The 11792-nt window shown below is 69.0% G+C and carries 13 protein-coding genes; 9 read left to right on the forward strand and 4 right to left on the reverse strand.

What is annotated here, in order from left to right; translation table 11 throughout:
• Positions 1-261 precede the first annotated feature (261 nt).
• Complete coding sequence (locus J7I98_RS21555) at positions 262-1602, forward strand: tetratricopeptide repeat protein (RefSeq protein ID WP_251020961.1); 1341 nt, start codon at positions 262-264, stop codon at positions 1600-1602.
• 294 nt (positions 1603-1896) lie between these two features.
• Here the strand turns inward: J7I98_RS21555 and J7I98_RS21560 are convergent, their stop codons facing one another.
• Both J7I98_RS21560 and J7I98_RS21565 read right to left on the reverse strand, forming a co-directional pair.
• Positions 1897-2151 (reverse strand): hypothetical protein, encoded by a 255-nt coding sequence (locus J7I98_RS21560; RefSeq protein ID WP_214922752.1) that lies wholly within the window; start codon positions 2149-2151, stop codon positions 1897-1899.
• Positions 2152-2199: 48 nt separating this feature from the next.
• The gene (locus J7I98_RS21565) at positions 2200-2586 is read right to left on the reverse strand and encodes a VOC family protein (RefSeq protein WP_214922754.1); all 387 of its coding nucleotides are present in this window, start codon (positions 2584-2586) and stop codon (positions 2200-2202) included.
• 72 nt (positions 2587-2658) lie between these two features.
• Between J7I98_RS21565 and J7I98_RS21570 the strand changes: the two genes are divergently transcribed.
• Positions 2659-3213 (forward strand): GNAT family N-acetyltransferase, encoded by a 555-nt coding sequence (locus J7I98_RS21570; RefSeq protein WP_214922756.1) that lies wholly within the window; start codon positions 2659-2661, stop codon positions 3211-3213.
• Between the two features lie 48 nt (positions 3214-3261).
• Here the strand turns inward: J7I98_RS21570 and J7I98_RS21575 are convergent, their stop codons facing one another.
• A complete protein-coding gene (locus J7I98_RS21575) occupies positions 3262-3945 on the reverse strand; it encodes a glycerophosphodiester phosphodiesterase family protein (protein ID WP_214922758.1) in 684 nt (227 codons plus the stop codon).
• Positions 3946-4071: 126 nt separating this feature from the next.
• The gene (locus J7I98_RS21580; RefSeq protein ID WP_214922760.1) at positions 4072-4791 is read right to left on the reverse strand and encodes a PadR family transcriptional regulator; all 720 of its coding nucleotides are present in this window, start codon (positions 4789-4791) and stop codon (positions 4072-4074) included.
• A gap of 52 nt (positions 4792-4843) precedes the next feature.
• Between J7I98_RS21580 and J7I98_RS21585 the strand changes: the two genes are divergently transcribed.
• The 7 genes from J7I98_RS21585 (at position 4844) to J7I98_RS21615 (ending at position 11770) form a co-directional block, all read left to right on the forward strand.
• A complete protein-coding gene (locus J7I98_RS21585; protein ID WP_214922762.1) occupies positions 4844-6016 on the forward strand; it encodes an LLM class flavin-dependent oxidoreductase in 1173 nt (390 codons plus the stop codon).
• Positions 6013-7017 carry an alpha/beta hydrolase gene (locus J7I98_RS21590; protein ID WP_214922764.1) on the forward strand — a complete coding sequence of 335 codons (1005 nt, stop codon included), beginning with the start codon at positions 6013-6015 and terminating at the stop codon, positions 7015-7017. The genes J7I98_RS21585 and J7I98_RS21590 overlap by 4 nt, the downstream gene beginning before the upstream one ends.
• 81 nt (positions 7018-7098) lie before the next feature.
• Positions 7099-8496 carry a DUF6421 family protein gene (locus J7I98_RS21595; RefSeq protein WP_214922767.1) on the forward strand — a complete coding sequence of 466 codons (1398 nt, stop codon included), beginning with the start codon at positions 7099-7101 and terminating at the stop codon, positions 8494-8496.
• Between the two features lie 26 nt (positions 8497-8522).
• Positions 8523-9293: an SDR family oxidoreductase gene (locus J7I98_RS21600; RefSeq protein WP_214922782.1), complete on the forward strand. Its 771-nt coding sequence runs from the start codon at positions 8523-8525 to the stop codon at positions 9291-9293.
• Positions 9272-10369: a low specificity L-threonine aldolase gene (locus J7I98_RS21605; protein WP_308377881.1), complete on the forward strand. Its 1098-nt coding sequence runs from the start codon at positions 9272-9274 to the stop codon at positions 10367-10369. Before J7I98_RS21600 ends, J7I98_RS21605 begins: the two co-directional genes overlap by 22 nt.
• 86 nt (positions 10370-10455) lie before the next feature.
• Positions 10456-11055, forward strand: a complete 600-nt coding sequence (locus J7I98_RS21610; protein ID WP_214922784.1) for a transglutaminase family protein — start codon at positions 10456-10458, stop codon at positions 11053-11055.
• Between the two features lie 22 nt (positions 11056-11077).
• On the forward strand, positions 11078-11770 hold the full coding sequence (locus J7I98_RS21615; protein ID WP_214922786.1) for a B3/4 domain-containing protein: 693 nt from the start codon (positions 11078-11080) through the stop codon (positions 11768-11770).
• Positions 11771-11792: the final 22 nt, after the last annotated feature.

The raw sequence follows: 11792 nt of genomic DNA on the forward strand, positions 1-11792 counted from the left end.
GTGGACCCAGGCGGGAGATCTGCGCCCTCGTGCGTTTCGAGCCTCAGCACTCCACTCGTGCCGCTTTCCTCGGTCATCTGGGCCAGCAGGGCCCGCGCTTCGCTCCTCATGCCTCACTCCCTCAGACGATTCCTGCGGCGAAGAACTCGCCGTTCGCTCCTGCCCCTACGCAACCGCCTGGCCACGCAGAGCGGTACCGTTGCAGCAGCGTCGGGACTTGAAAGCCTTGAAAGTTCGCAAGAGCACGGGGAGTTGACCGTCATGGCGAAGCGCGAACCAAACACGGCACTCGGCCGCCTGCTTGCTGAAAGCCGCTGGACACATCGCCAATTCGCTCGTGCCGTGAACCGCGTCGGCACTGAGACCGGCACGCCGTTGCGCTACGACGAGTCGGCGGTGAGTCACTGGCTCGGCGGCACTGTTCCTCGCAGTGCCGTGCGGGCGTGCATCCTCGAAGCCCTCTCCCGCCACCTCGGCCGGCCTGTGACCCACGCCGAGGCGGGCTTGCCTCTTCCCCGCGATCACTCCCCCGCAGCCACGGATACCGTGGAAGGGGTGATCGACCTGGGGAGGCAAGACATGGACCCGTCCCGCCGCGGCGTTCTCGGAGCCGGACTGTTCTCCGTGGCGCTCACGATCCCCGGTTGGCCGGACGTAATCGGGCGTGCGGAAGCTGTGCAATCCGGCCGCACCGGGCGTATCGGCATGAACGAAGTAGACATGGTCATCGCCATGACCGAACGAGTCTCGGATCTCGACGACCAGTTCGGCGGTCGTCACGCGCGTCCCATGGCCGCCTCGTTCATGGTCAACACCGTGGCTTCATACCTGCGCGCCGACGCGTCGGAGGAGGTACGGCAAGCGATGCTGTCCGCTGCCTCAGACCTGTTGTACCTGACTGGCTATATGGCCGTGGACGAAGGTCTGCACGGCCTTGCACAGCGCTATTACGTCAACGCCCTGCAACTGGCAGGCGCGGCCGAGGATCATCTGACGTACTGCACCACCCTGCGCGGCATGAGCGTCCAGGCCGTCGACCTACACCACGGGACCAAGGCAATGGAGCTGGCCAACGCCGCTGCTGCCGCCTCACCGAAAGCTGGCCCTCGGATGCGGGCCTTCCTCGCCGGGCAGCAAGCGCACACAGCCGCACAGACCGGCGACCGTACAAGTGCCTTGCGATACATCCGTGAGGCGGAAGCCGCCATGGACCGTGCCGAGTCGCGCGGCAAAGCATTCGGCTCTTACGACCCGGCGGCTCTCAACTACCACATCAGCCAGGTTCGTTACGAGCTGGGCGACGTGTCCGGCGCCATCGAAGCCATGCAGGAATCGGACAAGGTGCGCTTCAGCGTCTATCGCCGTGCTCGGGTGCGGCACAGGGCAACGCTGGCTGAGCGGCAACTGGAGATTGGCCATTTGGAAGCGGCTTGCGCCACCTGGCGCCAGGCCCTCGACGACTACCCCATGGTCCAGTCCGGTCGGGCCGATGAGCGTGTGAAGACGATGTTCAGCCTCCTGCGCCCTCACCTAAAGAACGCGACTGCCCGCGACTTGTACGACCGGGCACGGGTAATCGCGCGTCCAGCGCTGGTGAGCTGACCTGCTCTTCCCAAGCCTCGTGAGCGGCGCGCCTACCCACGCGGCTGGTTGGAGCGGCTTTGGCCGGTGTCCTGCCTGGTTTGGGGTCGGGCATGGTCAGGGGGCCGTACGCTGGGCGGCGGGCGGTCGTGACGATCTGGGCGGCGGCGGAGAAGAGGCGGAGCCGGAGACGGCGGGGCTCCCACCTGCGGTTCTTCCGGTCAGCCCTCCGCCATCGGGATACCTCATTTCTCCGGCATAGCGCGGCTCACGACAGCCGTCACGACCTCACGTAACCCGCACCCTTAAAGATCTCTACTCGTCCCCGACGTCCCGTCGATTCGCAAGCGCTGACTCCGTCAAAGGGGTCAACGCTTCGACGTAGACCGTGCTCCCGGGCAACTGCCGCAGGACGATCAACCCCTTGCCCGCTAGGCCGTGGAGCTGCTGCCGTACTTCGTCGCCCAGCTCTGCGGTCAGCTCGTCCTCGTGCGGCATGTTGCCGGCCTGAAGGTGCTCGCGGAGCCGCAGGAGGAGCGCCTCCTCCTCAGTCGTGATGCTGAAGTCCATGGTTCGACGCTAAGGCGTAGCGAGCGGTGTCGCCTGCGGAGCCTCACGTCACGGCCGGTAGCGAAGAGGGTGATCCGCTGGGACTTCTACGATTACGATTTTGCAACCGTCCGGATCGGCGATCCACATCTCGACCAGCCCCCAGGGCTCCTTCACCGGCGGCCGCAGCACCTCGACGCCGTGCCCCGACAGTTCCTCGTACGCCGCTGTCGCGTCGGCGACCTGGAGCCACAGCTGGAGGGCGGGGGAGGGCGGCGTATCGGAACGTCCCGAGACCTCTAGGAAGCCGCCGCCGAGGAAGTACACGGTGCCGCGCTCGGGGCCCGTACCGAACTCGCGGTAGACGGCGAGACCCAGCGCCTCGCCATAGAACGCGCGGGAGCGCTCGGGGTCCGTGGGGCGGAGGAGTGTCCTGCTGCTCAGTACATGCACCATGCATCCGGACCTTAGCGGGCGTTAGGCTCAGGTCGCCCGACCTCCGCCGTACAGATCTGGAGAGCGCCTCCCATGGACACCACCTCGCGCCCGGCCGACGCAGAGCTCACTTTCCGCGACGCGACGGAAGCCGATGTCGACGTGCTGGTCGCGCTCATAGAGTCGGCGTACCGCGGGGACTCCAGCCGTTCGGGGTGGACGACGGAGGCCGACATCCTCGAAGGGCAGCGGACGGATCCCGAGGGCGTCCTCGATGTGATCAAGTCGCCCGACAGCCGACTGCTGACCGTCGAGCGGGACGGCGTGGTGGTCGCCTGCTGCCAGCTCGAACACCGGGGTGAGGCCGCCTACTTCGGCATGTTCGCCGTCGCGCCGGGCCTGCAGGGCGGCGGCTTGGGGAGGGTGATCATCGCGGAGGCGGAGCGGACGGTGCGTGAGGCGTGGGGCGTGGGTGAGATGTACATGACGGTGATCTCGGTACGTGACGAACTCATCGCCTGGTACGAGCGGCGCGGATACCGGCGGACGGGGCGGATGACCCCGTTCCCGTACGGCGACGAGCGGTTCGGCTTGCCGCAGCGGGACGACCTCGAGTTCGAGCTGCTGGTCAAGACGCTGGGCGGGTAGGGGCACCGCGCCGCAGCAACCCGCACCCGCCCACGCCCGGAGCCGCCTCTACGCCGTGAACCGCCCCGTACGCCGAATCTCCGGGTAGTCCGTGGTCGCACCGTCCAGCTCCAGCGCCCGCACCAGCCGCAGATGGTCCTGCGTATTCACCACCCAGCCGATGACCGCGAGACCCTCCCTGTGCGCACGCTCCACCGTCTCCAGCGTCAGCCTCCGGATGTTCAGCGCGAGCGTCGCGGCGCCCACGGCCTTGGCGCGGTCCACCACATCGCCGCCCCAGCGGCTGGCGATCAGCGCGGTGCGTACGCCCGGTACCAGCGACGCGATCTCGGCGACCGCCTCGTCGTGGAACGACGACACCTCCACGCGCCCGGCCAGATCCCGCCGGTGCATGACCTCGGCGAGCGCCCGCGCCGCTGCCACGTCCTTGATCTCCGCCTGGAGCGGGGACTTCACGGCGTCGAGGACCTCCTCGAAGAGGGGAACGCGTTCGCCCTGCCCGGCGTCCAGTCCCCGCAGTTCCGCGAGGGTCAGGTCGGCGATCGCGCCCCTGCCGTCGGTCGTACGGTCCACCTCCGCGTCGTGCATGATCACGAGCGCGCCGTCCTTGCTCAGATGCAGATCCAGTTCGATCGCGTCCATGCCGGCCTGCTCGGCACGGACGAAGGAACGGAGGGTGTTCTCCGGCTCGACACCCATGACCCCACGATGACCAATGGTGAGGAAACTCAAGGCAATCTCGCTTCCGTCGACGGCGGCTCCCGGGCAGCCTAACGGCCCTCTTCCCCGAGGGAACCCCGCTCGCACGCGGAAGCGGACCGCTCCGCTCGGGCCCGGGCCGGGCCGGCGCGAGCCGCGTCACCCTTGCGTGAGCGGACCCCCGGCGCCTTGACGCGGCGGCGTCCCCGGCGGAGGCGTCCCCAGCGGCGGCCTCCCCGGCGAAGGCGTCCCCGGCGGCCTCCTCGGCGAAGGCGTCCCCGGCGGGCCCAGCGTCCCCAGCCCGTCCAGATCGGCCAGCATCGCCTCCGCCAGTTCCAGCTCGGCCAGGTGCTGCCGCTCGCTCCAGCGCAGTGCCACCTGAGGATGTGCCCAGTCGGCGACACCCCCCGCCCGCGCCAGAGCGTCCCGTACCTCCTTCAACTCGCCCCGCGTACGGGCGATGTGGTCCTCCACGCGCTCCCGTAGGCGCTCCGGGTCCGCCAGGTGACCCAGCCATACGCGCAGCACCAGCGGATGCTTGAGCACCGGCGGGCCCACGTCCCCGGCACTGTCCGCCCACTCGGCAAGCGCTGCCCGGCCCGCTTCGGTGATCGCGTACTGCCGTTTGGTGCGCGGCTCTTCGGGGCCCGAGCGCCGGGACGCCGCGTAACCGAGGGATTCGAGGCGCCGGAGCTCCGCGTAGATCTGGCTGATGGCGGGCGACCAGTAGAAGAAGCGCAGTGAGGCGTCCGCCCACTTCTTCAGTTCGTAGCCGGTTCGCTCACCCGGGAAGGAGAGCAGACCGAGCACCGCCCAGGCGGTCGGCGGCAGGTCGCCCGGGCCCGGGTCTTGCTTCTTCGATATCTGACGACTAGTCATATGGCTGATTGAAATAAGCGCAGCCCCATGGACGCAACCCCCTGGAGGCACCGTGAAGTTCTCCGTCATCTTCGAGGCGCAACTGGCCGACCCCACCGTCGAGCGCGAGCATCAGGTCATCCGCGACAGTGTCGAACAGGCGGTGCTCGCCGAGGAGATGGGCTTCGACCGGATCTGGGCCGTCGAGCACCATTCCCTGAAGTGGTACGCGCACATGTCCGCCCCGGAGATCTTCCTCACCTGGGTGGCCGCGAAGACCACGACCATCCGCATCGGTCATGGCGTCGTCTGCATGCCGTTCCGCTTCAACCACCCGGCGCGCGTCGCCGAACGCGCCGCCATGCTCGACCTGCTCTCCGGCGGGAGGCTCGACCTGGGAGCCGGGCGCGGCGGTACGGAGCAGGAGACCTCGCTGTGCGGGGTCGACAGGGACCGTACGACCCAGGAGGTCGAGGAGGCGCTGCGGATCATCGGCAGGGCGTGGCAGGAGGACGAGCTGGAGTATCACGGCGAGCTGATCGACATTGATCCGCATCCGATCCTGCCCCGGCCCGAGCAGATCCCGCACCCTCCGCTCTTCCTCGCGTGCAGCCGCACCGAGACCCTCACCCAGGCCGCCGAGCTCGGTATCGGCGCGCTGGTGATGGGCTTCGCGGGACCGGAGTCGATCGCGGGGATGCGTACCGCGTACGACGCCGCCCTCGCCACCCGCACCCCGGAGCGGTTCGTGTCGAGCGTCGTCAACGACCACTTCTCGGTGCTCTGCCCGACGATCGTGCTCGACGACCGCCAACGGGCGCGGCGCATCGGCGTACGCGGCCAGCGTTTCTTCGCCCAGTCCATCGGCCATTGGTACGGCGGCGCGGGCATCCCGGACGAGGCGGTCGTCGACGGCGCCGACGAGGCGGCCGAGATGCGCAGGGCCGCCGAGCAGGTCGTCGCGCGGCTGCACGAGCACGACATCCCGGTACGCCCCGCCTCCACGGCCACGTTCAACGCCGACCACGCCTACGGCACGGCGGACGACGCCATCGCGTATGTGGAACGCCTCCGCGACGCGGGCGCCGACGAAATCATGTGCTTGATCCAAATGGGCACCGTCCCGCAGGAGGCGTGCCTGGAAACGATCCGGCAGTGGGGCGAGAAAGTCATCCCGTACTTCAAGGAGAGCGGCTTCAAGGAGAGCGGCTTCAAGGAGAGCGGCCTCCAGGAGAGCGGCCGATGACAGGCGAGGCCGGCGACCGCCTGGCCCCCGATGCGCGGCAACTGGTCGACCTCATGACCTCCGTCTTCCCCGATCTCGGCGGCGCCGTCACCGACGCCGTCGAGGCCCGCCGCATGATCGACGCGTTGCCGAAGCCGCCGGTGGCGCCGCCGCAGGTCGGCTCGGTGGAGGACCGGACCATTCCGGGCCCGGACGGCGCTCCAGGGATACCCGTGCGGATCTACCGGCCCGACCCGCAGGCCGCGCCGGGACCCCGGCCCACCGTCGTCTTCTGCCACGGGGGCGGCTGGGTCATCGGCGGTCTGGACAGCCACGACTTCACCGTCCGGGGCCTGTGCCGCGCCTCGGGCGCCGTGCTGGTCTCCGTCGACTACCGGCTCGCACCCGAGGCCCGGTTTCCCGCCGCCGTCGAGGACGCGTACGCCGCCCTGCTGTGGGCCGCCGGCCATGTCGGGGAGCTGGGCGGCGACCCGCGGGCGCTGGTCGTCGCGGGCGACAGCGCGGGCGGCACCCTGTCGGCCGTGGCCGCGCTCATCGCGAAGGAGCGTGGCGGCCCTGCCATCGCACTTCAGGCGCTCGTCTATCCGGCGGCCGACGCCGGGCAGGACACCGACTCGTACCGGAAGAACGCCACCGGCTACTTCATGGGGGCGACCGCGCTGCGCTGGTTCTGGGAGCAGTACCTGGGCCCGGACGGCGACGGGGGCCATCGGTACGCCTCGCCGCTGCGGGCCGGCGACCTTGCGGGGCTGCCGCCCGCGTACATCGTCACCGCGGGCTGTGATCCGCTCTGCGACGAGGGGCAGGCGTACGCGCAGAGGCTCCGGAGGGCCGGGGTGACGGTCGCGGAACGCCACTGTCCCGGGATGTTCCACGGCTTCTTCGGCTTCTCGGAAATCCTCGATGACGCCCGCGATGCCTTGGCCGGAGTGGCAGAAGCCATCGCCAGTACGGCCAAGGACAGGAAGAATCGCTGCGATCAAGGGGGCTGTGCAGGATAATTTATTGGGGCACCACTTGAGTGGGAGGGGTGAATACCTATACGGTGCCTTGACGCGAGGTTCTCCCGTGGAGGAAGTGACATGACGGAAATTCTTGTGCAGGACATAGCAGCCGGCGGCATATCCGACGCCCGGCGCGTGGTCGAGCACCTGGCCTGGCCCGAGCTCAAGAATGCCGTGGAGGAGATCCGGCCCTGGCAGTCGGCCGACGGTTCCATCGACTTCGACGCCGAAGGGGCGCCCTCCCGCGTCACCGCGGAGGCCACCCTCGACCGTGTGATCAACGCGGTCGAGACGCTCGCCCCGCTGCTGGAGCACGACGCCGCGTACCACCGCGCCCTCGTGGCCGACCTGCGCAAGTGGGCCGACAGCGGCTTCGGCGTACCCGACTTCCTGGACTCGCTGCTCGCCTTCCAGCCCGCGCAGCAGCGCGCTGACGGCCTGCAGCACCTGGTCGTCTTCCCGATGTACACGCAGAACGGCAACCCCGACCGCAACCTCGAAGCGGTCGTGCTGCGCATGGTGTGGCCCGAGTGGCTTTCGGAGCTCGAGCGCACCCGTTACGACAACCCGCTCTTCCTCGGCATCACCTTCGAGGACTTCACCGCCGGGTACGACACCCACTCCGCGGTGCTCTTCCCGGAGACGATCGCCGTCCGCGAGGCCCCCGAGCGCTTCACCTGGGGCGGCATCTTCTGCGACCGCGAAGCGGCTCGCTTCCGCCGCGTCACCGAGGCCTCCGTGGAGATCCTCGGCCTCGAACTGCCCGAGGACATCCGCGCGATGGTCTCCGACCAGACCCGCTGCGAGCAGGCCTTCGTCCTGTGGGACATGGTCCACGACCGCACCCACAGCCACGGCGACCTGCCCTTCGACCCGTTCATGATCAAGCAGCGCCAGCCGTTCTGGATGTACGGCCTGGAGGAGCTGCGCTGCGACCTCACCGCCTTCAAGGAGGCCGTGAAGCTCGAAGCCGAGGGCAACGCGCACGGCCGCGACGTGCAGTACGCCGTGCTGTTCGACCGGATGTTCCGCTTCCCGGTCAGCGGCGACCGCGTCCGCAACTACGACGGCCTCGGCGGCCAGCTGCTCTTCGCGTACCTCCACAAGCACGATGTGGTGCGCTGGACCGACAACACGCTGAAGATCGACTGGGAGCGTGCTCCGCAGGTCACCAACCAGCTCTGCTCCGAGATCGAGGACCTCTACCGGGCGGGCATCGACCGTCCGAAGCTGGTCCACTGGTTCGCGGCGTACGACCTGGTCTCGACGTACCTGGCACCCCACCCCGGCTCGCGCTGGGCCAAGGGCCCGGACGCCCTGGATCTGTCGCTGCCCCCGCGCAAACTCGTCGACGACGTGCTTCCGGACGAGTTTCCGTTGAGCATGTTCTATGAGGCGCTTTCCAAGAAGCTGAAGAATGTGATCGCCTCGACCAAGGGGATCACCGCGGCGAGTGCCGAGCGGGTGGCCGCGTGAGCCCTCGCGCCCAGGAGGCGACGAACATGACCGCAAACACCGTCGGTAACGGCAATGGAGGACCGCTGGAAGGCGCCGTCGTCGCGGTCGCCGGAGCCGGTGGACCGGCCGGCCGCGCCGCTCTGCTGAGGCTCGCCGAGGCAGGGGCCGTCGTGGTGGCCTCCGACGCCGACGCGGCACGCCTCGCGGAGGCCGTCGACGCGGCCCGGTACGCCCACGGCGGCGCCACCGTCACCGGTGACATCGTCGACCTTCTCGACCTGGAAGCCACCCGGGACTGGGTCGACAAGACCGAGAAGGAATTCGGCCGGGTCGACGGCATGGTCCACCTTGTCGGCGGCTGGCGCGGCGCGAAGTCCTTCACCGAGACCGACCTCGCGGACTGGGACTTCCTGGAGAAGCTCCTCATCCGTACCGTCCAGCACACCTCGATCGCCTTCCACGACGCGCTGCTGCGCAGCGACCGCGGCCGGTTCGTCCTGGTGAGCCAGTCCGGTGCGGCCAAGCCCACGGCGAACAACGCCGCGTACAACGCGGGCAAGGCCGCCGCCGAGGCATGGACCCTCGCGCTCTCCGACTCCTTCCGCAAGGCGGGGGGCGACGACGGTCCGCGGGCCGCGGCTGCCATCCTGATCGTCAAGGCACTGGTGCACGACGCGATGCGCGCCGAGCGCCCGAACGCGAAGTTCGCGGGCTTCACGGACGTCAAGGAACTGGCCGAGGCCATCGCCGGAGTCTGGGAGAAGCCCGCCAGGGAAGTGAATGGACAGCGCCTGTGGCTGACCCCCAAGCCGTGAACCAGAACAACACGGCGAAGACCGACGCCCGTCGGCACCACGACCCGCTGGTACGTGGCTTCGCGAGCGACAACTACGCGGGCGCACACCCCGAAGTTCTCGCCGCGATCGCCCTCGCCAACGGCGGCCACCAGGTCGCCTACGGCGAGGACGACTACACCGACCACCTCCAGCGGATCATGCACAGCCACTTCGGCCCGCTCGCCGAGGCGTTCCCCGTCTTCAACGGGACCGGCGCCAACGTGGTCGCCCTCCAGGCGCTCACGGACCGGTGGGGTGCGGTCATCGCCGCCGAGAGTGCGCACATCAACGTCGACGAGTGCGGCGCCCCGGAGCGGGTCGGCGGCCTCAAGCTGCTGACCGTACCGACGCCGGACGGCAAGCTGACGCCCGAGCTCATCGACCGGCAGGCGTACGGCTGGGAGGACGAGCACCGTGCCATGCCGCAGGTCGTCTCGATCACCCAGAACACCGAGCTGGGCACGGTCTACACACCGGACGAGATCCGGGCGATCTGCGACCACGCGCACCAGCACGGGATGAAGGTGCACCTCGACGGCGCCCGGATATCCAACGCCGCGGCCTCGCTCGACGTACCGCTGCGGACCTTCACCAACACCGTGGGCGTCGACATCCTGACCTTCGGCGGCACCAAGAACGGCATGGTCTTCGGTGAGGCCGTGGTCGTCCTCAACCCCGACGCGGTGCGCGCCATGAAGCACCTGCGCAAGATGTCGATGCAGCTCGCCTCCAAGATGCGCTTCGTATCGGTGCAGTTGGAGGCGATGCTCGCGCGCGACCTGTGGCTGCGCAATGCCCGCCACGCGAACGAGATGGCGCAGCGGCTCGCCGCCGGTGTCCGCTCGGTGGACGGCGTGGAGATCCTCTATCCGGTGCAGGCCAACGCCGTCTTCGCGCGGCTGCCGCACGACGTCAGTGTGCGTCTGCAGGAGCGCTACCGCTTCTACTTCTGGAACGAGGCGGCGGGCGACGTCCGCTGGATGTGCTCCTTCGACACCTCGGAGGACGACGTCGACGGCTTCGTGCAGGCGCTCAAGGAAGAGATGGCCAGGTAGCACGCATAACGCACGCATCGCATAAATATGCGGCTGACCGGAAAGTGATTGACTTCCGGTCGGCCGCGTCTTTATGCTCGGCCGCCATGGAGATGATCCAGGAAACCCCGGCCCTTTCGGCCTACTTGGCGTCCGACGAGGCCGTCGACCATGAACATCCGCTCGTACGGGACGTGGCGGCGAAGCTGCGCGCCGAAGCGTCCGATGCATACACATACGCCAAAGCGGCCTACGAGTTCGTACGCGACACCGTCCCGCACTCCCACGACACGGGCGACATGCGCGTCACCTGGCGTGCCTCCGACGTCCTCGCGCAGCGCACCGGAATCTGCCACGCCAAGTCCCACGCCCTCGCCGCCCTGCTGCGCGCCGAGTCCATCCCCACCGCGCTCTGCTATCAGCGGCTCACGGACGACGACGGCTCGAATCCGATGGTCCACGGCTTGGTCGCCATCAAGCTCCCGGGGCAGAGTGCCTGGTCGCGGCAGGATCCGCGCGGCAACAAGCCCGGCGTGGACGCGCAGTTCTCCCTCGACGGTGAGCGGCTGGCCTGGTCCGTGCGTCAAGAGTGCAGTGAAGTGGACTACCCGGTGTTGTATGCTGCACCACATCCGGCCGTCCTGCGCGCTCTGCGAGCCGCCCCGGACCGGCCGTACCTCTGGCGGACACTCCCCGTCGCACTCTGAACGCCCCCGAGGCAAGGCAGACATGACACTCACACTCACCGTGTCGGACGAGGTGCGGGCCCTCGCCCCCGGCTTCACCCACCTCGCCGTCGAGGCCCACGGCCTGGTCAACGGGCCCAGCGACGCGAACAGTTCGGCCCTCCTCGACGACGCGACGCGCCGCCTCACCGAGCGCCTCGGCAGCCTCGCCCCGCACGAGGACCCGCACATGGCCGCCTGGCGGGCCGCGTACACGGCCTTCGGCACCAAGCCGTCCCGCAACCGCAACTCCGCCGAGGCGCTCGCCAAGCGCGCGCTGTCGGACGCCGGACTGCCGCGCATCAATCTGCTCGTCGATCTCTACAACGCCATAAGCGTCGCGCACCTCATCCCGGTCGGCGGCGAGGACCTGGACCGGATCACGGGCGGCATGAGGCTCGTACGGGCCACCGGCGAGGAGCCCTTCGTGACGGTCGCGGGCGGCGAGGACGTCGTCGAGCACCCCGACGCGGGCGAGGTCGTCTGGTGCGACGACGAAGGCGTCACCTGCCGGCGCTGGAACTGGCGCCAGGGTGTCCGCACGCGCCTGACCGAGGAGTCGGTCAGCGCCGTCTTCCTGCTGGAAAGCATGGCCCCCATGACGATCGGCGAGCTCGAGGCCGCAGGGGCCGAACTCGCCGAGTCGCTGGAGAAGCTGAGCCCCGGGGCGCGGATCACCGTCCGCTCCCCGGAGTAGCCCCCCGGAGTAAATCAGGCCG

Source organism: Streptomyces sp. ISL-98 (genome assembly GCF_018614055.1).
In the GTDB taxonomy this organism is placed as follows: Bacteria; Actinomycetota; Actinomycetes; order Streptomycetales; family Streptomycetaceae; genus Streptomyces; species Streptomyces spiramyceticus.